At 74.4% G+C, this 23,762-nt stretch carries 24 protein-coding genes; 6 read left to right on the top strand and 18 right to left on the bottom strand.

All coding sequences use genetic code 11. The annotated features are described in order from the left end of the window. Positions 1 to 39: 39 nt before the first annotated feature. A complete protein-coding gene (locus tag O7598_RS11970; RefSeq protein ID WP_269691398.1) occupies positions 40 to 768 on the top strand; it encodes an HD domain-containing protein in 729 nt (242 codons plus the stop codon). Positions 769 to 1,206: 438 nt separating this feature from the next. Here O7598_RS11970 and O7598_RS11965 read toward each other — a convergent pair whose 3' ends face one another. The 6 genes from O7598_RS11965 to O7598_RS11940 all read right to left on the bottom strand — a co-directional run bounded on the left by O7598_RS11965 (position 1,207) and on the right by O7598_RS11940 (position 7,720). Beyond that, the gene (locus tag O7598_RS11965; RefSeq protein WP_269691397.1) at positions 1,207 to 1,632 is read right to left on the bottom strand and encodes a barstar family protein; all 426 of its coding nucleotides are present in this window, start codon (positions 1,630 to 1,632) and stop codon (positions 1,207 to 1,209) included. Between the two features lie 29 nt (positions 1,633 to 1,661). Further along, positions 1,662 to 2,102: a ribonuclease domain-containing protein gene (locus O7598_RS11960; protein WP_269691396.1), complete on the bottom strand. Its 441-nt coding sequence runs from the start codon at positions 2,100 to 2,102 to the stop codon at positions 1,662 to 1,664. 176 nt (positions 2,103 to 2,278) lie between these two features. Further along, entirely contained in the window at positions 2,279 to 5,188 is a 2,910-nt protein-coding gene (locus O7598_RS11955; RefSeq protein ID WP_269691395.1) for a M36 family metallopeptidase, read from the bottom strand. A gap of 137 nt (positions 5,189 to 5,325) precedes the next feature. Further along, a complete protein-coding gene (locus O7598_RS11950) occupies positions 5,326 to 5,937 on the bottom strand; it encodes a hypothetical protein (RefSeq protein ID WP_269691394.1) in 612 nt (203 codons plus the stop codon). Beyond that, the gene (locus O7598_RS11945; RefSeq protein WP_269691393.1) at positions 5,934 to 6,794 is read right to left on the bottom strand and encodes an alpha/beta fold hydrolase; all 861 of its coding nucleotides are present in this window, start codon (positions 6,792 to 6,794) and stop codon (positions 5,934 to 5,936) included. The genes O7598_RS11950 and O7598_RS11945 overlap by 4 nt, the downstream gene beginning before the upstream one ends. Beyond that, positions 6,794 to 7,720: an oxidoreductase gene (locus O7598_RS11940; protein ID WP_269691392.1), complete on the bottom strand. Its 927-nt coding sequence runs from the start codon at positions 7,718 to 7,720 to the stop codon at positions 6,794 to 6,796. The genes O7598_RS11945 and O7598_RS11940 overlap by 1 nt, the downstream gene beginning before the upstream one ends. Between O7598_RS11940 and O7598_RS11935 the strand changes: the two genes are divergently transcribed. After that, positions 7,719 to 8,369 carry a TetR/AcrR family transcriptional regulator gene (locus O7598_RS11935; protein ID WP_269691391.1) on the top strand — a complete coding sequence of 217 codons (651 nt, stop codon included), beginning with the start codon at positions 7,719 to 7,721 and terminating at the stop codon, positions 8,367 to 8,369. The genes O7598_RS11940 and O7598_RS11935 overlap by 2 nt on opposite strands. Before the next feature lie 33 nt (positions 8,370 to 8,402). Here the strand turns inward: O7598_RS11935 and O7598_RS11930 are convergent, their stop codons facing one another. Continuing rightward, entirely contained in the window at positions 8,403 to 8,864 is a 462-nt protein-coding gene (locus tag O7598_RS11930) for a rhodanese-like domain-containing protein (RefSeq protein ID WP_269691390.1), read from the bottom strand. A gap of 71 nt (positions 8,865 to 8,935) precedes the next feature. On the opposite strand from O7598_RS11930, the gene ftrA reads away from it, so the two are divergent. Next, positions 8,936 to 9,934, top strand: coding sequence for a transcriptional regulator FtrA (ftrA, locus tag O7598_RS11925; protein WP_269691389.1), 999 nt, complete (start codon positions 8,936 to 8,938; stop codon positions 9,932 to 9,934). A 177-nt stretch (positions 9,935 to 10,111) separates the two neighbouring features. On the opposite strand, the gene O7598_RS11920 is transcribed toward ftrA, so the two are convergent. Beyond that, a complete protein-coding gene (locus O7598_RS11920; RefSeq protein ID WP_269691388.1) occupies positions 10,112 to 10,657 on the bottom strand; it encodes a hypothetical protein in 546 nt (181 codons plus the stop codon). 4 nt (positions 10,658 to 10,661) lie between these two features. Next, positions 10,662 to 11,300 carry a hypothetical protein gene (locus tag O7598_RS11915; RefSeq protein ID WP_269691387.1) on the bottom strand — a complete coding sequence of 213 codons (639 nt, stop codon included), beginning with the start codon at positions 11,298 to 11,300 and terminating at the stop codon, positions 10,662 to 10,664. 402 nt (positions 11,301 to 11,702) lie between these two features. On the opposite strand from O7598_RS11915, the gene O7598_RS11910 reads away from it, so the two are divergent. Then, positions 11,703 to 12,554 carry a hypothetical protein gene (locus tag O7598_RS11910; protein ID WP_269691386.1) on the top strand — a complete coding sequence of 284 codons (852 nt, stop codon included), beginning with the start codon at positions 11,703 to 11,705 and terminating at the stop codon, positions 12,552 to 12,554. 253 nt (positions 12,555 to 12,807) lie between these two features. Here the strand turns inward: O7598_RS11910 and O7598_RS11905 are convergent, their stop codons facing one another. Then, positions 12,808 to 14,598 (bottom strand): ABC transporter ATP-binding protein, encoded by a 1,791-nt coding sequence (locus O7598_RS11905; protein WP_269691385.1) that lies wholly within the window; start codon positions 14,596 to 14,598, stop codon positions 12,808 to 12,810. A 78-nt stretch (positions 14,599 to 14,676) separates the two neighbouring features. Here O7598_RS11905 and O7598_RS11900 point away from each other — a divergent pair, with 78 nt between their 5' ends. Beyond that, positions 14,677 to 15,096: a MarR family winged helix-turn-helix transcriptional regulator gene (locus tag O7598_RS11900; protein ID WP_269691384.1), complete on the top strand. Its 420-nt coding sequence runs from the start codon at positions 14,677 to 14,679 to the stop codon at positions 15,094 to 15,096. A 9-nt stretch (positions 15,097 to 15,105) separates the two neighbouring features. Here the strand turns inward: O7598_RS11900 and O7598_RS11895 are convergent, their stop codons facing one another. From O7598_RS11895 to O7598_RS11860, 8 genes are all read right to left on the bottom strand, one after another. Further along, positions 15,106 to 15,720, bottom strand: coding sequence for a TetR/AcrR family transcriptional regulator (locus O7598_RS11895; protein ID WP_269691383.1), 615 nt, complete (start codon positions 15,718 to 15,720; stop codon positions 15,106 to 15,108). An 88-nt stretch (positions 15,721 to 15,808) separates the two neighbouring features. Then, the gene (locus O7598_RS11890) at positions 15,809 to 17,080 is read right to left on the bottom strand and encodes an ABC transporter substrate-binding protein (protein ID WP_269691382.1); all 1,272 of its coding nucleotides are present in this window, start codon (positions 17,078 to 17,080) and stop codon (positions 15,809 to 15,811) included. Between the two features lie 39 nt (positions 17,081 to 17,119). Next, the gene (locus tag O7598_RS11885; protein WP_269691381.1) at positions 17,120 to 18,241 is read right to left on the bottom strand and encodes a branched-chain amino acid ABC transporter permease; all 1,122 of its coding nucleotides are present in this window, start codon (positions 18,239 to 18,241) and stop codon (positions 17,120 to 17,122) included. Then, positions 18,238 to 19,116 (bottom strand): branched-chain amino acid ABC transporter permease, encoded by an 879-nt coding sequence (locus O7598_RS11880; RefSeq protein WP_269691380.1) that lies wholly within the window; start codon positions 19,114 to 19,116, stop codon positions 18,238 to 18,240. The genes O7598_RS11885 and O7598_RS11880 overlap by 4 nt, the downstream gene beginning before the upstream one ends. A 22-nt stretch (positions 19,117 to 19,138) precedes the next feature. After that, positions 19,139 to 19,855 (bottom strand): ABC transporter ATP-binding protein, encoded by a 717-nt coding sequence (locus tag O7598_RS11875; RefSeq protein WP_269691379.1) that lies wholly within the window; start codon positions 19,853 to 19,855, stop codon positions 19,139 to 19,141. Continuing rightward, positions 19,852 to 20,667 carry an ABC transporter ATP-binding protein gene (locus O7598_RS11870; protein WP_269694846.1) on the bottom strand — a complete coding sequence of 272 codons (816 nt, stop codon included), beginning with the start codon at positions 20,665 to 20,667 and terminating at the stop codon, positions 19,852 to 19,854. The genes O7598_RS11875 and O7598_RS11870 overlap by 4 nt, the downstream gene beginning before the upstream one ends. A 70-nt stretch (positions 20,668 to 20,737) precedes the next feature. Then, positions 20,738 to 21,958: an RNA polymerase sigma factor gene (locus O7598_RS11865; RefSeq protein WP_269691378.1), complete on the bottom strand. Its 1,221-nt coding sequence runs from the start codon at positions 21,956 to 21,958 to the stop codon at positions 20,738 to 20,740. Next, positions 21,955 to 22,305, bottom strand: coding sequence for a YciI family protein (locus O7598_RS11860; RefSeq protein ID WP_269691377.1), 351 nt, complete (start codon positions 22,303 to 22,305; stop codon positions 21,955 to 21,957). The genes O7598_RS11865 and O7598_RS11860 overlap by 4 nt, the downstream gene beginning before the upstream one ends. Before the next feature lie 136 nt (positions 22,306 to 22,441). Between O7598_RS11860 and O7598_RS11855 the strand changes: the two genes are divergently transcribed. After that, the gene (locus O7598_RS11855) at positions 22,442 to 23,749 is read left to right on the top strand and encodes a flavin monoamine oxidase family protein (protein ID WP_269691376.1); all 1,308 of its coding nucleotides are present in this window, start codon (positions 22,442 to 22,444) and stop codon (positions 23,747 to 23,749) included. Positions 23,750 to 23,762: the final 13 nt, after the last annotated feature.

Genomic DNA, 23,762 nt, shown 5'->3' with positions numbered 1-23,762 from the left:
CGACATCCACAGCGAGCGAAGATCAGCTATAAGGGACGCATGGAGTTTCCCGCGTACCTCGCCACCATGCCGATGCACGCGATCACCGAGATCCACGGCGAGCCGGGCCTGCTGGCCCGCTTCCGCCTGGAGGTCGAGGCGTTCGACGAGTCCGCGCGCGCCCGGCTGACCGAGGCGCTGGACCTCGCCGCCGACCTGCACCGCGACGACCGCCGGGTCCGCGAGCCGTACCTGAACCACCTGCTGCGGGTGGCCATCCGGCTGATGCACCACTACCAGGTGCGCGACGTGGAGGTGATCGTCGCCGGGCTGCTGCACGACGCGGTCGAGGACCACCCGGCCGAGCTGGCCGGGCTGGCCGGGCTGCCGGCGGGCGGCGACGTGACGGGGGCGGCGCTGGTCACGCTCGCCGAGCGGTTCGGCCCGCGGGTGGCGCGGCTCGTCGCGGCGGTCACGAACCCGGCGTACGACCCGGGGCGGGACCGGGACGCGCAGTACCGGGAGCACGTGGCGGCCAGCCTGGACCGGGAGCCCTGGGCCCGGGTGATCAAGGTGTCGGACTTCACCGACAACGGCGTCGGCGTGATCCACATGGTCGGGCCGAAGGTGGCCCGCTCGGCCGCCAAGTACCGCCCTCTGGTGCCGGTGTTCCGCGAGCTGATCGCCCGCCCGGACACGCCGCTGTCCGCGCCGGTCAAGGGGCACATCTTCGCCCAGCTCGACCTCGCCGAGGAACGCTTCAGCGCCATCCTCGACCACCCGAACTGACCCGCCGACACACCGTCCCGCCCGCACCCACCCGCGCGGCCGGCCAGCCGGTCCCTCCTGATCCAGCGCCTTTGGAGCTGAGAGCAGGAACGACTCGTGCGATGCCACGGCATCAGCCCGAGGTCCGCCCCGACAGTGTGCGCCAGACCCGGCCCGGTGCGGTGAGCCCGGACGGCGACGGTGCGGACGGCACGAGCCGGTCCCGGAGACGTCGCTGAGTCGTTTCTGCTCTCAGCTCCAAAGGCAACCAGAGCGACCCCCGTCCCCGGCGGCCACGGGCTGACCCCGTCTGCCGGTCGGCGGCCTCAACCGGGTCGCACCATTGGCCCTCCGCCGACGTGGCGACGGCCGCGACCGCCCGATCACGCCACGTCCCCGGACCGGCGGGCGAGCGTGGCGGCAAGGCCGGGCCGGGCCGGGCGCATCGAGAGTGGCAGGTCAGGTGACGTCGGGGGCGCCGACGTGGCCGCCGAGGGCGGCGGCGATGCGGTGGCGCAGGGCGGGCAGCCGGTCGGGGTGGTCGCGCAGCACCACCCGCAGGGTGCCGTGACCGCCGGCGGCCGCCGCGCCCAGCACGTCGAGCAGCGTGCCGAGCTGGGCGGGCGGCTCGTCGGCGAGCAGGTGCGCGGCGTCGCGCACGACGAGGGTGAGCGGACCCTCCTCGAGCCGGTCGGCGAGGGCGTCGGCCAGTGCGTCCCAGTTGCGGCCGTACCAGTCGGGCAGCGGCAGGGCTCGGGCGAGCGTCTCGTGCAGCGCCGCCCGGGTGCGGGTGGCCGCGCCGGGCACCGGCACGCCGGCCGGTTCGGACGCCGAGCCGGCGTCGAGCGTGAGCCAGGCCGGCGGCTGCGGGGACGCTGCGCCCATGGGATCTTGTCCTTTCCGGAAGGCGGCGCTCAGAGCCGGTAGAAGTTGCCGTAGTGGTCGGGTGAGAACCAGGTCGTCCCGGTGCTCCTGTTGACCACGATCCGGTACGCGTCGCGGGAGGCGTTGCAGGCGCGCGGGTAGACGTCGTACTCGTAGTAGGTGGCGTTGGTGGGCAGTTGGCCCTCGCGGTTGTAGAACTGCCCGCCGGCGAAGTTGCACTGGCCACCGGTCCAGGAGTACCAGCCCCGGCTGGTCGGGAAGCTCTTGGCCGACCACCCGGAACGCGCGGTGCGGGCGTCCGCGCAGCGCGACAGCGTGCAGGAGCTGTAGACGGCGGCCTCGGCGGGGTCGGCGAGCCGGGTGGAGACCGTGGCGGGAGCCACGAGCGCGGCGGCGGCCACGGCGGTGATCAGGGCGGACGCGGCCAGGGCGCGGCGGACACGGGTGGCGGCGGCGCGGAACGGGGTCAAGGGATCCTCCTTGAACGAGCCGACAAGGCATCGACCAACGTCATTGGCTGGTCGGCGCTCAGTCTGCCGAGGATCCTGCCCGGCGTACAGCCCTCACCCGGCGACCGTGCTCGAAATCCCGGGTGAACAGGCGGTGGCGGGTGCGGACGGACCGAGCCGCCCGCACCCGCCCGTGCTCAGCGCGCGAACGCCTGGAACTCGGCGATCCGCACGTTCTGCGCCTGCGGGCTGGCCGTCGCGCAGTCGGTCGCCGCCCGCGGGTCGGCGTCCTGCTCACCGGCGTAGTCCGGCGCGCCGGTGCACTGGTTGGTCAGCACCTCGACCCGCAGGTGGGTGGCCGTGGTGCGGGGGATGTCGAACGAGCGCAGCACCAGCTCCGGCGCCCGGGGCCGCGGCGCCACCGCCGGGAAGGCGTCCGGCCGGCTGGTGAACACCGGCCGGAAGTCCGCCGCGTCGGCGCAGGTCACCGCGCCCCTGGCGGTGCACGCCAGGACCCGGAACTGCCGCACCGCGGAATACCGGCTCTGGGTGCCGGCGTCCGCGTCCCCGGCCACCGGGGGCCGCAGCATCGCGCTGACCTGCACCCGGCGTACCTGCTGGAGCCCGCCGGCCAGGTCGACGGTGACCTGCCGCCCGGCGACCGGCGCGCCCAGCGACGCCCAGTTGGTGGCCTCGTCCTCGTCGACGATCGACGCCAGGTTGATCCCGTCGCCGGCGACCGTCGCGCCCGTGCCGCCCGAGGCCAGGTTCGGTCGCAGCGCCACCGCGAGGGTGCGGGTCTTCCCGGCCCTGACCGTCACCGGGCCGATCCGGGTGTGCCCGTAGCCGGGCGCCCGGAGCACGAACTCGTACGTGCCGGGCACCAGGTCCACCCGGTCGGTCAGCGGGGTGGCCGCGTCGGTGTCCGCGACCGGCACCGCCCGGGCCTGGTAGCGCCCGACGAACAGCTGCGCGCCCGGCACCGGCCCGCCCGCGCCGAGCGGCAGCAGCCGCAGCGAGCCCTCGCGGGCGTACGGCGAGGTGAAGCCCGGCGTCGGGTCGGGGTCGGCGTTGCCGACGCTGGACGCGGTCTCGCCCAGGCCGCGCGCGGCGAACGCGTTCCAGAGCAGGTCCTGGTTGGCCCCGCCGAACCGGATCCGGTCGGCGGCGAGCATCGCGTCGCGGGCGTCGACCATGCTGACCTGGCTGACCGCCATCAGCAGGAACGAGTCGACCACGAGCTGGATCCAGCGCCGGTTGCCCGGGCAGGCGGTCACCGGCCGCTGGCCGTTCGCGCAGGCCTTCTGCACGGCCGGCGTGCCGGCGCCCCAGCGACGCATCATGGCGGCGCGGATGTCGGTGTTGGTGGCGCTCCACACCTCGCCGGACGCGTGCACCTGGAGGCCGGTGACGTCGTAGTCGACCGACGAGTAGTTCAGCGGGCTGGCGCTCATGTTGTAGTTGCGGATACCCGCGTTCGGGTCCTGGGTGGTGTACTCGCCGATGGTGAAGCCACGCCGGCCCGGCGCGGCGTAGCCGTGCTCGTGGAGGTACTCCATGGCGAGCTGGTCCGACCAGCTCTCGCTCATGCCCTGCGGGGAGCTGACCCCGGCGCTCGGGCCGGCGATCATGCGGTTGGTGACGGCGTGGCCGTACTCGTGGGCGATCACCGACATGTCGAAGTCACCGTCCACGCAGGGCGCGTAGAACGAGCCGGCGACCGGCTGCCACAGGTACATGTTGGTGGTCGGCGCGACACCGTCCGGCGGCGTGATCTGGTTGGCGTTGTTGCGCGCCGGGAACGTCGGCGGGCCGCCGCTGACGCCGCCGGCCTGCGCGTTGCCCTGCTCGGCGTCGCCGCCGAGGCCGCCCCGGCCGAGGTTGTCCTGCTGGAGGTTCCAGGTGTCCTCGGTGAAGCCCAGGTGGTAGGTCCAGTCGTGCATCCGGTTGTGCATCCCGAACAAGTTGGCCCGGGCCGCGTCGATGTCGTTGGCCTGCGGCGAGGTGAACACCTCCGGGTCGCAGCGCCGTTCCTGCCACTGGTTGGTCCACGGGTAGGCGTAGGTGCGGTCCGGGCGCGGCGTGGCGGTCTCGGTGCCGACGCTGAACGGGTCGTTGCTGAACCAGTTCTGCACCGCGATCGCGTTGTTACCCTTCGTCGTGGTGGTGGACGCCCCGGTGGCCGGGTCCACGTCCCACGCCGGGTGCCCCGGCACCCCGACCACCTCGCGGCAGCCGGCGGCCGGCGCGGCGCACCAGCGCACCCGGGTGTCGACCGAGGACCGGTCCACCCGGGGAGAGTTCGGGAAGACGTCCCAGGACGGGTTGTCCTCCGCGTGGTCGATCAGGTCCTCGCGCACCAGCACCGCGCCGTCGCGGGCGTCCACGTAGGTGGCGTAGGCGGCCGGGTCCGCGCCGGTGGTGTCCGCGCCGACCACGACCTCCCAGGCCGCGCGGGGCCCACGGTCCGCGGTGGGCACCGCGACCAATGAGGTACGCGACACCTGCGCGTCGGCGCGGCCGGCGTCGGCGACCGCAACCCGTCGCGCCTGGGCGGCGTCGATCGTGGCCGGTGCCGGCGCCCCGCCGTCACGCGAGAGCGAGGAGCTGACGTGCCAGACCGACCCCTGGCGTACGCCGACCGCCAGCATGCCGTCGACGGCGGCCGGCAGCTCACCGAAGCGCTGCCGGAACAGCACTGTCGCACCCTGCCCCATCGGCGCCACGGTCAACTGCTCCAGCGCGGCGGCGCCCTCCGCGGTCAACCCCAGCACGTCCCGGTTCGCCGCCACGTACGCCCGGGCCGCGGCGGCCGGGTCGGCGGGCAGGCCGGTGGCGAGCGGCCGGCCGGTCGAGGTGAGCGTGGCCGGCGTACCGAAGTCGGTCCAGCGGACCCGCGCGCCGAGCGCGGCGGCCCGGTCCCGCTGCCGCGCGCTTGCCGCGACGCGGCCCTTGCGGTTGTCGGTGGCCTTGGTGTCGTGCCGGTCGCCCGGCAGGTGGTCGGGTGAGGCCTGGGTGTGGGTCTCTTCCCGGGGTGCCGCCTGACCGCCGGCAGCCGCGGTCAGGACCATGCCGGCTGCCATGAGCAGCGCGGTGGTCCCCGTCAACGCACGGGATGGTGTGCGCACGGTCCCTCCTGTCATCGTCGAACGGCGATGTCCGTCCCGACATCCGACCAGGATGATCGTCCCGCCGATACCAGCCGAACATCCATTAATGACAGTGCGTCGATTCGTGGGACGTCCTATGCCGCCGGTCCACCACGGCTCTGTCCCGGAGGGAGCCGTCGGGTCAGCGCCGCCGGCTCCGCCGGGCCGGGCTTCGCGAGCAGGTGCCGCACCTGCTCCACCGAACCGCCGCGCACACCGAGGCTCTCCCGGGCCGCCCGGTAGAACCGGTCACGCCCCAGGTCGGCCCGCTCGATCATGCCCGACACGTCCGTCGGCGGATCAGGCAGCGCCCGGGCGGCCGACTCGATGTCGCGGACCGCGTGCCGCCACTCCGCGGCCGCGCCGACGGTGGCCTCGTCGCCGAGCAGGAGCACCGCCTCCCAGGCCAGGGTGTGCCGGACGTCCGCCTCGGCGAGTCGGGCCCGCCCCTCGTCCCGGTCCAGCGCCGGCCGCCGCGCCCCGGGACGGTGTTCGCTGAGCATCTGGGTCGCCACGGCGTGGATCTCCTTGACTGCCTTCGTCAGTTCCACGTACGCGTCGAGCCGCCGCTCGTCCCAGCGGACGGTCTGACTCCGACGCCAGCGGGTCCGCTCGTTGAGGCCGGTGGCGAGCATGGTGCCGGCCGTGCCGACCAGCACACCGAGCAACGCCGGCAGCTGCGTGGCGAGGTTCCCCAGCACGCTCATCGCACCCCCTGAGGACGGTGGCGCGCCAGGAACGTGGTCACCGCGTGGCGGAAGCCGCCTGGATCCTCGACCCACGGCAGGTGGCCGGCGCCGGCCACGCTCACCCGCGCACAGTTCGGCAATGCCCGGTGCAGCGAGTCGACACCCCAGCGCGGGCGGATGTCCTCGGTGCCGTCGACGATCAGCACGGGCAGGTCGAGCGCCCTGCACCGCGCTGCGAGGTCGGACTCCCTCAGCTCCCGCTTCACCTCGGCGCCGATGACCCGGTTGCAGTCCCGGTTGACGCCCAGCCAGGGCGTGGCCATGGCTTCGGCGTGCCGCAGGGCGGTGTCGGGGTCGGCGAAGTCGGCCGACCACTGCAGCACCGCCCACTCGCGTTCCTCGGCGGGCGTGCGGTCGCGGGCGCCGAGCGCCTCCCACCGGCCACGGTGCGCGCCGAGCCGCAGTCGCAGGTTCCGCTCGTAGTGCGGGTGCCAGCCGCGGTCGGGGTCGATGCCGGTGCCGGAGACGTAGATCAGGTGGCTGACCCGGTCCGGGTGCGTGAGGGCGTACCGCAGCGCCAGGTGCGCGCCCCACGAGTGGCCCAGCAGCGCCACCCGAGGGCCGCCGAGTTGCTCGCGGACCACGTCGAGGTCGGCGACGAAGCGCGCGATCGTGTACGGCCCGCGCCGTTGCGAGCGCCCACAGCCGCGCTGGTCCCACCGGACGGTGCGGGCGTCGTCTTCGAGAAGCCGGGCGACCGGTTCGAGGTGGTCCCAGAGGCCCGGGCCGCCATGGCAGAACACCAGCGGCGGTCCCTCGCCGGCCCGGTCGGCCCACAGGCGACACTCGTCCTCGGTACGCACGACCACGGCCATCAAGGACAGTATGACGGTCCGCCGGGGCGGGTGTGCGCCCTGTCAAGTGGGCAGGTGACGCCGGTCAGTTCCTCGGACAGGGCCCACAGGCGGCGGGCGAGCGTGCTGTCCCGTGCGGTTCTCGACCGGCCGACCAGCGTGGGGGCGCCGCGTCCCTGCAGGAGGCCGGCCGGGCCGGCGTAGCTTCCGCCCGGTACGTCCGCCACGGCCGCGTAGAGGGTGGGCAGCGCGCCGTCCTCGTCGCTCTGCGAGAGGCGCTCGGTGACGGTCGCGCGGAGCCGTTGGAGCGGGGACCGCTCGTGGTCGAGATGCGCGAGGAGGTTGGTGGCTGCCATCCCGGGGTGCGCGGCGGTCGCGAGCACCGGCGAACCGACCTCGGTGAGGCGGCGCTGGAGTTCCGCGGTGAACAGCAGGTTCGCCAGCTTCGACTGGGCGTACGCGGCGAACGCCCGGTAGGGCCGCCGTTCCCAGTTGAGGTCGTCGAGGTCGATCCTCCCGGTCCGGTGGCCGTTGGAGGAGACGGTGACCACCCGCCCCCGGATCCTCGGCAGCAGCAGGCTCGTGAGCGCGAAGTGCCCGAGATGGTTGATGCCGATCTGCAGTTCGAAGCCGTCGGTGGTGCGGCCGAGCGGGGGAACCATCACGCCCGCGTTGTTGATCAGCACGTCGATCGGGTCGGTGAGATCCGCGGCGAACGCGCGGACCGAGGCGAGGTCGGCGAGGTCGAGTCGCCGGACGACGACGTCACCGACCATGGTCGCGGCGGCGGCCCGCCCTCTGGTGAGGTCGCGGACGGCGAGCACGGTGCGGGCGCCCCCGGCGGCGAGCGCGCGGGCGGCGGCGCGACCGATGCCACTGTTGGCGCCGGTCACGACGACGGTGCGGCCGGTCATGGTGGGGAGCTGCGCGGTCGTGAATGTTGTCATGGACAACAATGTGGGCATCGTTAACAATGCTGTCAACGGCAACATCTCGGCTACCATGGGCGCCGTGCCCGCGTACCACCATGGAAACCTCCGGACGACCTTGCTCGCCGCCGCCGAACACAGCCTGCGCCGACACGGCGCGGACCAGCTCTCGCTGCGTGAACTGGCCCGCGAGGCCGGCGTCAGCCACGCCGCGCCCCGCCGCCACTTCCCGGACCGCCAGGCGCTGCTGGACGCGCTCGCCGAGGCCGGGTTCGCCCGGTTGGACGCGGAACTGCGCGCGGCGCTGGACGCCGCGGGCGAGGAGTTCGCACCGCGCCTGCACGCCGTCACGGCGGCCTACCTGAGGTTTGCCACCGAGGACACCGCGCTGCTGGAGCTGATGTTCACCGGCAAGCACCGCGAAGGCGCCGAACGACTCGTCGCGGCCGCCGCCGCGCCGTTCGGGCTGCTGGACGCCCTGATCCGGCAGGGACAGGCAGAGGGCGTGCTCGAGCCCGGCGACTCGCAGCGCACGGGCATCGTGCTGTTCGCGACCATGCAGGGCATCGCCACCCTGGTCAACGGCAACCTGGTGGCACATGAACTGCTCGACGGGATCGCGGAGACCGCCGTCGACCAGTTCATGCGCGGATCCCGGCGCCGTTAGCGCGGTCCGGCCGTCGCGCCGGCTGCGGTCGCCTCAGCAGCCACAGCCCGCCGTCGGCCGGATCGGGGCGGTCAACGGGTCGACCGGCCCGCTGACCGCACCGACGGCGGTCTCCACCGGGAACCCCTCCCGCACCCAGTACTCGTATCCGCCGAGCATCTCCTTGACCTGGTGACCGAGTCGGGCGAAGGCAAGAGCGGCGCGCGTGGCGCCGTTGCAACCCAGCCCCCAGCAGTACGTGACGACCACCGCGCCCGGCGGGACCAGGTCCGCCGCCCGCGTCGGGATCTCCTCGGTGGGCAGGTGCACGGCGCCAGGCAGATGCCCTTGGTCCCAGGCCTGGGCACTGCGCGAGTCCACCACGAGCAACCCCGCCACGGCGGCGTGCAGATCGGCGTGCACGTCGCTGACGTCGGTCTCGAAGCTCAATCGGGCCGCGAAGTGGGCGGTGGCGGCAGCGGGATCGGCCGGGGCGACGGAGAGTACGGAAGACATGCCCTCGATGCTGGCCGGTCCGTCGGGCGGTCGGCAGTGGCGAGAGTGCCGACATCCGCTAAGTTCGCGCCATGACCGTGGTGTCCGCGCGGGACAGCGCCGGCCCGAGCGTTACGGTGCTGGCCTACGACGGGATGTCCGCCTTCGAACTGGGCATCGTGACGGAGGTGTTCGGGCTCCCCCGGCCGGAACTCGGCGTCGAGTGGTACGACCTGGCGGTCTGCGCCGAGCACCCGGAGCCGGTGCGGATGCTCGGCGGCGCCACGCTCGTCACCGCCAACGGGCTGGAGGTGTTCGAGGCGGCGCAGACCGTGATCATTCCCGGGGTCGGCGACGTGCACGGCGCGCCCTCACCTGCCGTGATCGCTGCGCTGCGCGGAGCGCGTCGACGAGGTGCCCGGATCGTCTCGATCTGTTCCGGCGCCTTCGCCCTGGCCGCCGCCGGGCTGCTCGACGGCCGACGCGCCACCACCCACTGGCGTTACGCGGAGCTTCTGCAGCGGCGCTTCCCCCTGGTCCGGGTCGACCCGGACGTGCTCTACGTCGACGACGACGGCGTGCTGAGCAGCGCCGGCAGCGCGGCCGGGCTCGACCTGTGCGTCCACCTGATCCGCACCGATTTCGGCCCCACCGTCGCCAACGCGGTGGCCCGACGGCTGGTCATCCCGCCGCACCGCGACGGCGGCCAGGCACAGTTCATCGAGACGCCGGTCGCGGTCGGCCACGACGACGACCGGATCAACCGGAGCATGACGTGGGCGATGAGCCACCTCGACCGACCCCTCACCGTCGACGGGCTGGCCCGGCAGGCACACATGTCGACCCGCACCTACCTGCGTCACTTCAAGCGCGCCAGCGGCACCAGCCCCATCCGGTGGCTGATCGCCCAGCGGGTCCAGGCGAGCCTGGCGCTGCTCGAGACGACCACCGCGTCGATCGACGAGATCGCCACGGCGACGGGCTTCGAGACTGCCGTGACCTATCGGCATCACTTCGCGCGGGCGATGAAGACCTCGCCCTCGGCGTACCGGCGGGCCTTCCGGGTCGCGGACGGGACCGTCGGCGGATGAGCGCCGAGGAGATCCCGCTCGCCGGCGGGAACGTGTCGGCACCGGTTGGACCTGGCTGACCGGTTAGGTCCTGGACCAGCGTGGCGTCGCCGCCGCGAAGCGCGAGATCTTCGTCCAGCTCGCCGGGCTGCGGTCGGCCGAGGAGCCGGTGCCGCCCCGCCGGACGGGCCGGGCGGCTCAGCCCCAGGCGCAGTCGAACAGGGTCCGGACGTCGGCCTCGGTCGGCTCCAGCGCCCGGGCCGCGAGATAGGCGGACAGGTCGCGGAAGTCGGCGGTGGCGTTGTGCACACACGTCGCCAGCGCGCCGTCGAGCAGGTCGAGCGCCGCCATCGCGTCGGGCGCGGCCGGGTCCGCCATCGGCGGCGTGCGGACGTCCCGGGTGAACACCACGTGGCAGGCATGCCGGTCGGCCGTGACGACGCAGCGGTAACGGCCGGCGTCGGTCAACTGGTTCCTGATGTCCGCCCAGACCGTCGCCTCGGCCACGTCCGCCACGTCCGCGCCGGCCGCGCAAGCCGCCCGGACGAGGCAGCGGGTCGGGTCGCCGGGGGTGCTCGTCACGTGGACCAGCGCCAGCCCGCCACCGTGGAAGACGGCGAAGCCCTGCACGTCGGGCGCGCGACGCAGGAAGTCGGGAGTCCACACCCGGTCGTACCGCCGCTGGGCCAGCGACCTGAGGAATTCGACGGTGCGGCCGGCGGCCCGGCGAGCCTCGACGCTCATGCGGTCAGTTCCTCCCCGCGACCGGCACGGCGAGCCAGCGGAACCGGCCGTGCCGCCCCGGCAGCTGAGTGAAGTCCTGCCAGTCGAGCCGGTAGTCGCCGCTCAGCTGACGCTCGTTCGGCGGGAAGTAGCGTCCGTCGACCCCCCATCGCAGGACGCCGGTGAGTCGTCGACCGTTGTGGAGCCGGAACTCGCGGTCCCGGGTTGGCTGGTCGACGGCGGGCGCCCGCCACAGCGCGTGGTCGTTGGTGAGCAGGAGGGCGAGGCCGTTCGTCCCGGCCGGCCCGGGCCGGCAGAGGTGTTCCAGCCGCTCGACGTCGGCGACGAAGCGGTTCCGCACGATCTCGGCGGCGGTGTGGCTACGGAGGCCGTACTCCTCGCCGGTGTGCGGGTCGGTGCCGTTCCAGCGAATGGTGACGTAGGCCAGTTCGATCGCCGTCCGGCCGCTCGGGCCGTGGCAGAGCAGGTCCAGGTGTTCGTTCTGCTCCTGCCGCACGGCGAGGCGGACCCGGAGGTCACCGTCGAGTTGGCGCAGCGTCCAGGCGAACGCGTGCTGGAAGTCGGCCTCGGAGTGGAACAGGGACCGCTCGGCGCCGAGTTCCGCCATGACGCTCGTGACCGGTACGGATCCGGCGATCAGCATTCACACCCCACAGTGACGACGAATCCTTCCGGCGGCGCCCCACCGCCGGAAGGATTGCGGAGCCTCACGCTACGAAGCGCCACCTAGCGGAATCAAGACATCACGCTGAGATCGGCGTCCGGTCTGGACGGTCGGTCCCGTCAACGGGACCGACCGCATGAGCACGTTAACAGACTCTCGGCCTTTCGTCCCGCCGATAGGACTAGCCGACCCGTCCTCCGAACGGCCGGTCACGTGTCGGGGCGCACCGTCCGCGCGGCTGCCGGCCACGGCCGGCGTCAGTTGTTAGTTTGGATCCCGGATCGCCGCGCGCGTCGATCCGTACACCCCTCGCCCGACCGGCCCGGGAGCCGCCGACCCCGGCTCCCGGGCGGACGGCTGCCGGCCGCGGAGAGGGGTGCGATGAGCGGAGAGCCGGAGCGCTCCGGCGCGCGGTCGACACCCGACGCACCCGTCGACGGGTGGCGGGGCCGCTGGACCGCCCGGGCCCGGACGCTCGGCGACGCGGCGCGCTCGCGTACCCGGAGGTTCTGGGCCGGCGCGCAGCCGACGCTGCGGCAACTGTGGTGGACCGAGGAGCCGGCGACGCCGGTGACCACTGTCGACAGGCGGTTCCCGGAGCCGCTGGTGGTGCCGGCGCAGGGGCAGGTCTACGTCTTCCTGGTGCGCACCACGTTCACCTGGTCCTCCGACACCGCCCGGCCGGAGCTGTTCGGCTGGTACGTCGACTACTTCCAGCCGCAGGCCACGCAGCGCCTGCACCGCCTGGCGCTGCGCTGCGCGGTCGAGGTGCCCCCGCACCGCCCGCGTGAGCTGCTCACCGCGCTGGCCGCGGCGCTCGCCGCCGACGATCCACCGCCCTGGACGTACGCGCGCGGGGAGGTGACGTTCGCCTGCGAGCCGGACGTCACGGTGCAGCTGGACGAGCGGGTCCGCCGACTGCTCCAGCCGTACTGGGAGCAGCGCATCGCGCTGGAGTGCGAGCGCGACCTGGCCCGTCGGCGTGCCGAGTACGCGCACGAGCGCGACCGCGCCACCCCACCCCGCCCCCACCCACCTCGCCCCGACCCACCTCGCCCCGATCCGGCGATCCCGGTCCGACCGCCCCGGGACAGCACACGCCCGGCGAGCCCACGCCGCGGACCACGCCCCAACGCCCCGGCGGAGTCGTTCACCCCGCTGGAGCCACTGCTACCCCCACCCACCCCACGCCCAGCCCCCGACCAGAACCCACCCCCACCCCCTGCGCGTTGATCATGAAGTTGACGGCAGATGTTGACCGTTTTGTCGCCGCCAACTTCATGGTCAACGCGGCCAGCGCCGGGATCGGGGCGGAAAGTACAAGATCCGTGAGCCGGGCGGCACCTGAACGTCTCCTCCGTCGATCTTGGACTTGTGGCACCTCCGATAGCCGCCATAACCGACATGACAGGCACCACAAGTCCAAGATCGACGGGGCGAGGCGAGGGCGGGGCGCGGGGCGGGGCGAGGGGCGAGGGGGCGCGGGTTAGCCGAGCAGGGTGGCGTAGCGGCCCTGGTGGTCTAGGAGGGTGTGGTGGGTGCCGGACTCGACGATGCGGCCGTGGTCGAGCACGGCGATCCGGTCGGCGTCGCGGACCGTGGAGAGACGGTGCGCGATGGTCACCACGGTGCGGCCGCGGGCCAGCTCGTCCAGGGCCCGCTGCACCGCGCGCTCGGTCTCGGTGTCCAGCGCGCTCGTCGCCTCGTCGAGGACCAGGATCCGCGGGTCGCGCAGCAGCGTGCGGGCGATGGCCAGGCGCTGCTGCTCGCCGCCGGAGAAGCGGTGGCCGCGGGAGCCGACCATGGTGTCGTACCCGTCGGGCAGCGCGGCGATCAGGTCGTGGATCCGGGCGGCGCGGGCGGCGGCCTCGATGTCGGCGTCGGTGGCGTCGGGGCGGGCGTACCGCAGGTTGTCGCGCACGGTGGCGTGCAGCAGGTAGGTCTCCTGGCTGACCACGCCCACCACGGCGGCCAGGTCGGCCAGGCTCACGTCGCGCAGGTCGACGCCGTCGATGGTGATCCGGCCGGCGTCCGGGTCGTGCAGGCGGCTGAGCAGGGCGGCGAGCGTGCTCTTGCCGGAGCCGGTCTCGCCGACCAGGGCCAGGCTGGTGCCGGCCGGGACGTCCAGGCTGACGCCGGCCAGCGCGGCGGTGTCGCTGCCCGGGTAGCTGAAGGTGACGTCCTCGACGCGCAGGTGGCCGCGGACCGTGGCCGGGTCCAGTGCCGCCGGGCGGGCCGGCTCGGCGACCTCGACCGGCAGGTCGAGGTATTCGAAGATGCGGGCGAACAGCGCGAGCGAGGCGGTCAGCGTGACGCCGACGTTGAGCAGGCCCATCAGCGGGCGGAACAGGTTGCCCTGCAGCGCGGTGAACGCGACCAGCGTGCCGATGGTGAGCGTGCCGGCGGTGCCGGGCAGGCCGGCGCCGAGGTAGATCACCGCGGGGATGGCGGCGAAGACGATCGTCATGGCGGCCATCCGCCAGCGGCCGGCCAGCTCGGAGCGCAGTTCCAGGTCGACCAGGCGGGCCGAGGAGGCGGTGAACCGGTCGACGAGCGCCGCGCCGGTGCCGAGCGTCTTGGCCAGCCGGACGCCGCTGACCGACAGCCCTTCCTCGATGGTGACGGTGAGGTCGGCCAGTTCCCGCTGGCGGCGGGCGGTGATCTCCCGGCGCAGCCGGGCGACCCGGCGGGTGAGCCAGAGCGCGGGCGGCAGTACGACCAGCGAGACGAGGGTGAGTCGCCAGCTCAGCGCCAGCATGGCGACGGTGGTGGCGACGACGGTGGTGAGGTTGGCGGCGATCGAGGTGGCGGTGGAGGTGACCACCGCCTGCATGCCGCCGATGTCGTTGGTGATGCGGGACTGCACCTCGCCGGTGCGGGTGCGCACGAAGAAGCCGATCGACTGCCGCTGGAGGTGGGCGAAGACGTCGGTGCGCAGCCGGTGCATGACCTCCTGGCCGACCCGGGTGGAGATCCAGGTCTGGGCGACGCCGAGCACGGCGGTGACCGCGGCCACCGCGACCATGGCCGCGACCAGCCAGGCCAGCAGCGTCAGGTCACGCTCGGGCAGGGCCCGGTCGATCACGGTACGCAGCAGGAACGGCGAGGCCATCGCGATGATCGAGGACGCCACGATGATCGCCACCACGGCGGCGAGCGGGCCGCGGTGGGCGGTGAAGAGGCCGCCGATGCGGCGCAGCGACACGTCGCGGGCCTGTGCCTTCTCGGCGGCGGACACGGTTCGGCCGGCTCCGCGGCCGTCGGGGATGTGATCCAAGGGGTTCTCCTCTGTCCGGATAATGCTGAGGTTACCTCATCATGAGGGAACAACAGGAGATGCTGCTACCGTATTCCCGTGGACGGCAGCGACGAGGAGAGCCTGGCCGAGACGTTCTGGGCGGTCACCCGGCGGCTGCGCCACCAGACCAAACGCGCGCTCGAACCGTGGGAGATCAGCCCCGGGCAGGCGCGGGCGCTCGGCGTGCTGCTGCGGCACGGCGCGCTGCGGCCCGGCACGCTCGCCGAGCACCTGCGCATCGCCCCCCGCTCGGCCACCGAGGTCATCGACGGCCTCCAGGAACGCGGCCTGGTCGAACGGCGGCCCGACCCGGGCGACCGGCGGGCCACGCTCGTCGCCCCGACCGCCGAGGGCGACCGCGTCGGCACCGCCATCCAGGCGGCCCGGGCCACCGAGGCGGAACGGTTCTTCGCCGCGCTCGACCCGGGCGACCGGGCGGAGCTGACCCGAATCCTGCGCCGGCTCCGGGAGGAGTAGGCCGCCCGGTCAGCGGGAGCCGGCGGTGAGCAGCGCGCCCAGCGTGCGGGCCATGACCTCCCGGGCCGCCCCGACGTCGAGCCCCATGGCGTCGCGCATCATCGACCACGCGGCCCAGGTGGCGGCCACGGTCAGCGCGTCCAGCAGCCGCGCCCGCCCCGACCCGGCGTGCGCCAGCTCGGCGGCGAACACGGTCTCGATCTCCTCCCGGACCCGGGCGATGGCCGCCTCCCGGTTGCGCCGCAACTGCGGCGAGAACGGCTCCCGCAGCGCCGACGCGCGGGCCGGCGGCGCCAGCACCTCGAGCAGCCGGGCGCGCTGGCCGCAGAACTCGGCGATGCGCACGGTGAGCGGCAGCTCCGGCGGGACGGGCCGCCAGAGCGCGGCCTGCCGTTCGCCGATCCGTCGCCCGGTGGCGGCGAACAGCGTCTCCATGTCCTTGAAATTGGTCCACAGGGTACGCAGCGACACGCCGGCCCGCTCCGCGATCCGCTCCCCCGTCGGCCGCAGGTCGCCGGCGTCGATGAGGGCCAGGTGCGCCTCGACGATCGCGGCCCGGGTCCGCTCGGCCCGCGCCGCCCGGCCGTCCACCCGCGCCGGCGGGTCGCTCTCCACCTCGATCACGGACGGCTCCCTGCGCTCGGCTACCGGCGGCAACTCTACGTGCGCGCCGTCGGACGGCCGGCACCCGCCCGACGGCACGCCCGGCCGCTCAGGCGGTCGGCACCGCGTCCGTCGGCGGGGTGGCCGGCGCCTCGGTGAACTCGGTGACCGCCGCCTCGCCGTCGTCGGTGGTGTACGTCGGGCCGAAGTAGGTCTGCGCACCACCGCTGACCCGGCTCAGCCGGACCCCGCTGTAGCCCGCGTGCACGCCCTCGGCGTACCGGAAGGGGGTGAGACCGGGCCCGCGGAAGCCGCCCTTGCGCACGGCCTCGACCAGCTTCTCCCGGGTGGGCTCGGGCCCGGCGGCGAGCAACGCCTGCACGAAGGTGTAGGCCATCGAATAGCCGTAGACCGCGTTGCCGTCGATCGGGTTGCCCGCGTTGAACCGCTGGTGGATCTTCGTGAACTCCCGGATCCACGGGTTGGCGGTGTCACCCACCATCGGCAGGTAGTTGTCGGCGACCATGCCCTCGAGGATCACCTTCTTGTCGCCGAGCTGGGCGGCGAGCGTGGTGTAGTCGGCGCCCACGTTGGACACCACCCACTGCGCCCGGAAGCCCTGCCCGGCGGCCTGACCCATGGCCAGGGCGGTGAACCCGGGGATGCTCGCCGAGATCACCACCTGACAGCCGGCCGCCCGCAGCGCGCCGATCGCGGGCCCGACCTGCTGGTTGGTGGTGGTGTACGTCTGCTTCGCCGCGACCGGGCCGAGCACCTGTTCCACCCCGGCCAGCGAGTCCCGGCCGAAGTCGTCGTTCTGCCCGAAGTGGCAGACCTTGGCGCCGGGGAACTCCCGCTTGACCCAACTGGCCAGGATCTTGCCCTCGACCGTGTAGTCGGGCTGCCAGCCGAACGTGGTCGGGTACTTCTCCGGCTGGTTCCAGTTGCGGCTGCCCGAGGCGACGAAGAGGTCCGGCACCCGCTGGGCCTTGACGAACTCCAGCACGTTGGTGTGCGTCGGCGTGCCGAGCCCGCCGAGCAGCGCGAAGACCTTGTCGTCGAGGACCAGCTTGCGGACCACGTTCTCGGTGTTGGCCGGGTTGTAGCCGTCGTCCATGACCTTGTAGACGATCTTCCGGCCGTGCACCCCGCCCTTGCCGTTGACGTGCTCGAAGTACGCCTTCACCGCGGCGGAGATCTTCGAGTAGCCGGGCGCGGCGGGGCCGGTGAGCGGTTGGTGGGTGCCGATGACGATCTCGCCGTCGGTGACGCCGGGGACGTTCTCGGCGGCCTGCTTCGCGTCGTCGGCGCAGGCCGGCAGCGTGGCCAGCAGGGCCAGGCCGGCAACGGCCGCGAGCACGCGGCGGGTGGTGGGGCGCATGGTTCTCCAATCCGGTGCGGGTGGTGGGGACCGGTGAGGTCAGCGGTCCGGTGCGCGGCGTACGGCGGCGCGGAGCCGGGTGGCGAGGGCGCGGACGCCACCCTGCAGTCCGCCCGGGGCGGCGAGCATGACGACGATGAGGATCAGGCCGAACACGGCCAGCGCGAGGTTGCCCTCCAGGCGCTGCGCCAGCCCGGCGGACAGGTCGAGGTGCTCGGTGAGCAGCGCGGGCAGGTCCTGCAGGGCGACCAGCAGCAGCGCGCCCCAGACCGCGCCGGCCAGGCTGCCGAGGCCGCCGATCACGATGGCCATGAGCAGGAACAGCGACAGGTCGAGGGGAAACTTGCCCGGGGCCACGGTGGCGGTGAGCACCGCGTACACGCCGCCGCCGAGGCCGGCGCAGCCGGCGCTGACCACGAACGCGAGCACCTGGGTGCGGGCCACCGGAATGCCGGCGAGCCGGGCCGCGACCTCGTCGTCGCGGACCGCGCGCAGCGACCGGCCGTACCGGCTGCGCACCAGGTTGGCCAGCAGCAGCATGGTGAGCAGGGCGGCGGCGAGCGCGATCCAGGCCAGCCAGCGTTCCGGCTGGAAGTACGGACCGAGCGCCGCCGGTGGGGCCTGCGCCGGGAAACGCAGCCCCTGCTCACCGTTGAACACCCCGGTGAAGATCGTGGTGACGGCCGGCACCAGCGTCGCCACCGCCAGGGTCACGCCGGCCAGGTAGGGGCCGCGCAGCCGGGCCGCGGCCAGCCCGACCACCAGCCCGCCCAGCGCGGTCACCGCGACGGCGGCCAGCAGCGAGCCCGGCAGGACCCACCACCCGCCGACGGCCCGCTCGTCGAGGCCCCGCTGCACCAGGGCCACCGTGTAGGCGCCGGTGGCCATCAGCGCGCCGTGGCCCAGGGAGAGCTGGCCGTTGAGCCCGACCAGCACGGTGTGCCCGGCGGTGACGCAGAGGAACGCGCAGACCCGGGCCACCTGGAGGTTCTCGTACGGCGGGAGCTGGTTGGTGAGCAGCACGACGAGCGTGCCGGCGAGCACCGCCCCGGCGAGGTGCCGCAGCAGGGTCGACCCGCGCGGGCCGCCGCCGGCGGGCGCGCCGGGCAGCAGCCGACGCAACGGGGCCGGCCTCGACGGTCCGGTTCGGGTGGTGGTCACACGTGCCTCGCTCTCGCCGCGGAGAAGAGCCCGCCGGGGCGGACCAGCAGGACGGCCAGCAGCAGCACCAGCACGGCCAGCGGGGTGGTGTCCGGGCCCAGGTAGCCGGTGACGTACGACAGGATCAGCCCGACCAGCAGCCCGCCGACGACGGCGCCGACCGGGCTGTCCAGCCCGCCGACCACGGCGGCGGTGAACGCCACGACGAAGACCAGGTCCATGGCGTGCGGGTGCAGGCCGAGGCCGGTGGGGACGACGAGCATGCCGGCGAGCGCGCCGACCCCGGCGGCCAGCGCCCAGCCGAGCGTCAGCATCCGGCCGACGCTCACGCCGAGCAGCCGGGAGACCTCCGGGGCGAACGCCGCCGCCCGCATCCGCAGGCCGACGGGCGTCCGGGTGAACAGCAGCGCGAGCAGCACCACGACCGTCAGCGCCGCGCCGAGCACCCAGAGGTCGTAGGGGGACAGCGCGGCGACCCCGCCGACGGTGAGCGCGTCGGTGTCGAACGGCGCCGGGGCCGGTCGGTAGCCGTTGCCGAAGACCATGCCGAGCACCGCCTGGACCAGCAGCACCAGACCGAGCGCGACGATCACCTGGTTGAGCGGGCCGGCGGGACCGACGAAACGCATCAGGACCCGTTCCACCAGCGCGCCCAGCGCGAGCCCGGCCAGCACCGCGGCGGCCAGGCCCAGCCAGTAGGACCCGGTCGCGGCGACCACCGCGTAGCCGACGTACGCGGTGGCGACGGCCATCGCCCCCTGGGCGAAGTTGACCACCCGGGCGGCCCGCCAGATGAGCACCAGCGCGAGCGCGAACGCCGCGTACACCGCGCCGGCGGCCAGCCCGTCGAAGGTGAGGAACCAGAACCGCTGCATCCGCGACCCTTCCGCTCGCCGGTCAGAACCCGAGGTACGCGTGCCGCAGCCGGTCGTCGTCGCGCAGCCGGGCCGCCGGCGCGGCGGTCACCACCCGGCCGAGCGACATGACGATCCCCTGGTCGGCGACGGAGAGCGCGGTGCGGACGTTCTGCTCGACCAGCAGCACGGTCAACCCCTGCTCGTCGCGCAACCGGCGCAGCAGCGCCATGATCTGCGCGGCCACCGCGGGGGCCAGCCCGAGCGACGGCTCGTCGAGCAGCAGCAGCCGGGGGCGGGCGATCAGCGCCCGGCCGAGCGCGAGCATCTGCCGCTCCCCGCCGGAGAGCTGGTGGCCGAGGTGGTCACGGCGGCGGGCCAGCGCCGGGAAGATCTCGTACACCTCGTCGCGCGCCCGCCGCGCGTCGGCCCGGTCCCGCCGCCAGAGGCCGCCGAGGCGCAGGTTCTCCGCCACGGTCAGCTCGGTCACCACGCCGCGGCCCTCCGGCACGTGCGCCAGGCCCCGCCGGACCAGGTGTTCCACCCGGACGCCGCGCAGGTCCTCCCCCGCGTACCGGATCCGGCCGCCGGTGGGGCGCAGCAGACCCGAGAGGGTACGCAGCAGCGTGGTCTTCCCGGCGCCGTTGGCGCCGAGCACGGCGGCGACGGTGCCGGCCGGCACGGTGAACGCCACGTCCCGCAGCACCGGCACCGGGCCGTAGCCGGCGCGGAGCGCCTCGACTTCCAGCACCGCGGTCACGGCGTGCCTCCGGCTTCGGCCGGCACGTCCGCGCCGAGGTAGGCCTCGGTGACCCGGGGGTCGTCGCGGATCCGCTCCGGCGTGCCGGCGGCGATCACCCGGCCGAAGTCGAGCACCACCAGCTCGTGGCAGACGGACATGACCAGGTCCATGTGGTGTTCGACGAGCAGCACGGCGCAGCCTTCGGCGCGTTGCGGCAGGGCCCGGACCAGGTCGGCCAGCTCGGCCACGTCGTCGGCGCCGAGCCCGCCGGCGGGCTCGTCGAGCAGCAGCAGCCGGGGCCGGGCGATCAGGGCGCGGGCCAGCGCGACCCGCTTGCGCACCGGGTAGGGCAGGGTGGCGGGTGCGGCTGCGGCGTGCCTGTCGATGCCCAGCTCGGCGAGGAGGGCGAGGGCCTCGGCGCGCAGCCGCCGCTCGTCGCGGTCGCTGGCGGGCAGGCCGAACAGCGCGGCGGCGAAGCCGGCGCGGGCCGCGTGGCTGGCACCGGCCGTCACGTTCTCCAGCACGGTCAGGCCGGGGAACAGGCCGACGCCCTGGAGCGTGCGGCCGATGCCCAGCCGGGTGAGCCGGTGCGGACGGGGTCGGAACGGGCGCCCGTCGAGGGTGAGCGAGCCTCCGCTCGGCCGGACGAAGCCGCAGACCACGTTGAACAGCGTGGTCTTGCCGGCGCCGTTGGGCCCGATCACCCCGACCACGCGGCCGGGCGGCACCCGCAGCGAGACGTCGTCGAGCGCGACCAGGCCGCCGAAGCGCACGCCGACGTGGTGCAGCGCCAGACCGGGGTCGTCCGTGGGGGTGGCCGGTGGGCTCATCGTCACCTCGCGCGGTCGACGGCGCACGGAAACTAATTACACTGCGAGTGTACTTTTCTCCGCCGTCGCGTCAATGCCCGTCGATCCATCCCGGCAGCCGGTCGCGGGCCCGGGCGAGGAACGCCCGTTCCGCCGCGTTCCCGGTGCCGGCGATCGCCGCGTCGTACGCGGCCCGGGCCTCGGCCGGCCGGTCGAGCCGGCGCAGCAGGTCGGCCCGGACGGCGTGCCACACGTGGTAAGCGGCCAGATCCAGCCGGTCGACCTCGGCCAGCGCGGCGGCCGGTCCGCGTACCTCGGCCAGCGCGACCGCCCGGTTCAGCGCCACCACCGGTCCCGGCGCGCGGGCCGCCAACTGGTCGTAGAGCGCGAGGATCTGGGTCCAGTCGGTGTCGGCGGCGGTCGCCGCGTCCGCGTGCACCGCATTGATCGCGGCCTGGATCTGGTACGGGCCGGGGCGGTCGCGCCGCAGGCAGCGCCGCACCAGGTCCTGCCCCTCGGCGACGAGTGCCCGGTCCCACCGACCCCGGTCCTGTTCGGACAGCGACACCGCCACCTGGTCCGGCCCGGTGCGGGCGGCCCGCCGCGCCTCGGTGAGCAGCATCAGCGCGAGCAGCCCGAGCGCCTCCGGCTCGTCCGGCATCAGCGTCACCAGCAGCCGGCCCAGCCGGATCGCCTCGGCGCCCAGCTCGGCGCGGCCCAACCGCTCCCCCGCGCTGGCGGTGTGCCCCTCGTTGAAGATCAGGTAGATCACGGCCAGCACCCCGCGCAGCCGGTCGGGCAGGTCGGCGTCGCCCGGCACCCGGTACGGGATCCCGGCGTCGCGGATCTTGGCCTTGGACCGGGACAGGCGCTGCGCCATGGTCGACTCCGGCACCAGGAAGGCCCGGGCGATCTCGGTGGTGCTCAGGCCGCCGAGCAGGCGCAGCGTCAGCGCCACCCGGGCGGCGGGGCGCAGCGCCGGGTGGCAGCAGGTGAAGATCAGGCGCAGCCGGTCGTCGGGCACGGGCCCCTCCTCGGTGGGCGGGTCGGCGGCGTGCAGCAGGGCGGCCTCGGCGTGCCGGGCGGCGCGGGTGGACTCGCGGCGCAGCCTGTCGATCGCCCGGTTGCGGGCGGTGGTGACGATCCAGCCGGCCGGGCTGGGCGGTGTGCCGTCGACGGCCCACCGCCGCACCGCGACCGTGAACGCCTCCTGGACCGCCTCCTCGGCGAGGTCGATGTCGCCGAGGAGGCGGGTCAGGACGGCGACCGCGCGGCCGTACTCGGCCCGGAAGACCCGTTCGACAGCGGTCATCCCTCGCCCTGGAACGGGCGGACCTCGATCGGCAGGGTCGTGGCGCGGGCGTAGCGGCGACCCCAGTCGAGCGCGGCGTCCAGGTCAGGCGCGCGGATGATGGTGACGCCGCCCAGGTATTCCTTGGCCTCGGCGAACGGCCCGTCGGTGACCAGCACCTCTTCGCCGGCCGCGCGGAGCACGGTGGCGGTCTCCGGAGCGTGCAGCCCGTCGCCGAACACCCAGCTCCCGGCCTCGCGCAGCTCCCGGCCGATGGCCTCGACCTCGCGCATCACCGCGGCCAGGAACTCCGGGTCCGGCCGCTCGACGCCGGCCGGCTGGTACATGCTGATCAGGTACTGCTTCACGGGTTCCTCCTCGTGCCCCCGGGCGGCCCGGTGCCGCCCTCCACCCTTCACACGAACGGCGGACGCCGGTTTCGACACGCCGGGATGCGGGATTCTCGCCGGGATCCGGGTATGCCGGCGCGTGCGCGGCGGCCGGGTGATCGTGGTGGGGGCGGGGTTCTCCGGGCTGGCCTGCGCGCTCGCCCTGGCCGGGGCCGGCGCCGAGCCGCTCGTGCTGGAGGCCCGGGACCGGGTGGGCGGCCGGACGCTGAGCCGCCCGCTGCCCGACGGCGGGTGGCTCGACCTCGGCGCGCAGTGGATCGGCCCCACCCAGGACCGAATGTACGCGCTGGTCGCCGCGTACGGCCTGGAGACCTTTCCCTCGCCGGCGCACGGCGCGCCCACGCTGCTGCTGGACGGCCGACCGGCGGCGGAGCCGGCCGGACTGGCCGCGCTGCTCGGCACGCTGGACGAGTTGGCGGCCGGGGTCGACCCGGCCGCGCCGTGGCGGGCCACCGGGGCGGCGGAGTGGGACCGGACCACGCTCGGCGGCTGGCTCGCCGCCACGGCGGGAGACCCGGTCACCGCCCGCTACGCCGGACGCCTGCTCGCCGGGGGCCTGCTGGCCGCCTCGCCGGACGAGGTGTCGCTGTTGCAGATGCTGTTCTACCTGCGCAGCGGCGGTGGTGCCGGCTCGCTGCTCGGGATGGCCGGAGGCGCCCAGCAGGACCGGATCGTCGGCGGCCCGGCCGCGCTGGCGCAGCGGATGGCCGCCGCGTTGCCGCCGGAGCGGCTGCGCCTGGGCGCGCCGGTGGACGCGATCGCCCAGGACGCCGCCGGCGTGCGGGTCCGCGCCGGTGACCAGGTGCACGCCGGCGACGCGGTGGTGGTCGCGCTGGCCCCGGCCCTGGCCGGCCGGATCCGGTACGACCCGCCGCTGCCGGCGCTGCGCGACGGGTTGACCCAGCGGATGCCGATGGGCGCGGCGCTGAAGGTGCACGCGCGCTATCCGGAGCCGTTCTGGCGGGCCGACGGCCGTTCCGGGGTGGCCACCACGGACACCGGGCCACTGACCGAGACGGTGGACAACTCGCTGCCCGGGCTGCCGGGCGGGGTGCTCACCGGGTTCAGCTACGGCGCGCAGGCCCGCGCGCTGCGCCGGCTGCCGGACGCCGCGCGGCGCGCCGCGGTGCGGGACGCGTTCGTCGCGCTCGTCGGCCCGGCCGCCGCCGAGCCCGAGGACCTCGTCGAGTACGACTGGTCGGCCGATCCGTGGACCCGCGGTTGCTTCTGCGGCATGCTCACGCCCGGCTCGTGGTGCGACTACGGACCCGAGCTGCGCGCGCCGGTGGGCCGGGTGCACTGGGCCGGCACGGAGACCGCGACCCGGTGGAGCGGCTACCTGGAGGGCGCGGTGACCGCCGGCGAGCGCGCCGCCGCCGAGGCCCTCGCCGCGCTCGGCTGAGCACCGAAATTCA

This window comes from Micromonospora sp. WMMC241 (genome assembly GCF_027460165.1).
GTDB lineage: Bacteria > Actinomycetota > Actinomycetes > Mycobacteriales > Micromonosporaceae > Micromonospora > Micromonospora humi.
This window is presented reverse-complemented; position numbering and strand designations above follow the sequence as displayed.

What these genes read in the sequence shown, in the direction of transcription:
- O7598_RS11970 (WP_269691398.1), top strand. Translation starts at nt 40, where the DNA reads ATGGAGTTTCCCGCGTACCTCGCCACCATGCCGATGCACGCGATCACC.
- O7598_RS11965 (WP_269691397.1), bottom strand. Translation starts at nt 1,632, where the DNA reads ATGGGCGCAGCGTCCCCGCAGCCGCCGGCCTGGCTCACGCTCGACGCC.
- O7598_RS11950 (WP_269691394.1), bottom strand. Translation starts at nt 5,937, where the DNA reads ATGAGCGTGCTGGGGAACCTCGCCACGCAGCTGCCGGCGTTGCTCGGT.
- O7598_RS11945 (WP_269691393.1), bottom strand. Translation starts at nt 6,794, where the DNA reads ATGGCCGTGGTCGTGCGTACCGAGGACGAGTGTCGCCTGTGGGCCGAC.
- O7598_RS11935 (WP_269691391.1), top strand. Translation starts at nt 7,719, where the DNA reads ATGGACAACAATGTGGGCATCGTTAACAATGCTGTCAACGGCAACATC.
- O7598_RS11940 (WP_269691392.1), bottom strand. Translation starts at nt 7,720, where the DNA reads ATGACAACATTCACGACCGCGCAGCTCCCCACCATGACCGGCCGCACC.
- O7598_RS11930 (WP_269691390.1), bottom strand. Translation starts at nt 8,864, where the DNA reads ATGTCTTCCGTACTCTCCGTCGCCCCGGCCGATCCCGCTGCCGCCACC.
- ftrA (WP_269691389.1), top strand. Translation starts at nt 8,936, where the DNA reads ATGACCGTGGTGTCCGCGCGGGACAGCGCCGGCCCGAGCGTTACGGTG.
- O7598_RS11920 (WP_269691388.1), bottom strand. Translation starts at nt 10,657, where the DNA reads ATGAGCGTCGAGGCTCGCCGGGCCGCCGGCCGCACCGTCGAATTCCTC.
- O7598_RS11915 (WP_269691387.1), bottom strand. Translation starts at nt 11,300, where the DNA reads ATGCTGATCGCCGGATCCGTACCGGTCACGAGCGTCATGGCGGAACTC.
- O7598_RS11910 (WP_269691386.1), top strand. Translation starts at nt 11,703, where the DNA reads ATGAGCGGAGAGCCGGAGCGCTCCGGCGCGCGGTCGACACCCGACGCA.
- O7598_RS11890 (WP_269691382.1), bottom strand. Translation starts at nt 17,080, where the DNA reads ATGCGCCCCACCACCCGCCGCGTGCTCGCGGCCGTTGCCGGCCTGGCC.
- O7598_RS11880 (WP_269691380.1), bottom strand. Translation starts at nt 19,116, where the DNA reads ATGCAGCGGTTCTGGTTCCTCACCTTCGACGGGCTGGCCGCCGGCGCG.
- O7598_RS11870 (WP_269694846.1), bottom strand. Translation starts at nt 20,667, where the DNA reads ATGAGCCCACCGGCCACCCCCACGGACGACCCCGGTCTGGCGCTGCAC.
- O7598_RS11865 (WP_269691378.1), bottom strand. Translation starts at nt 21,958, where the DNA reads ATGACCGCTGTCGAACGGGTCTTCCGGGCCGAGTACGGCCGCGCGGTC.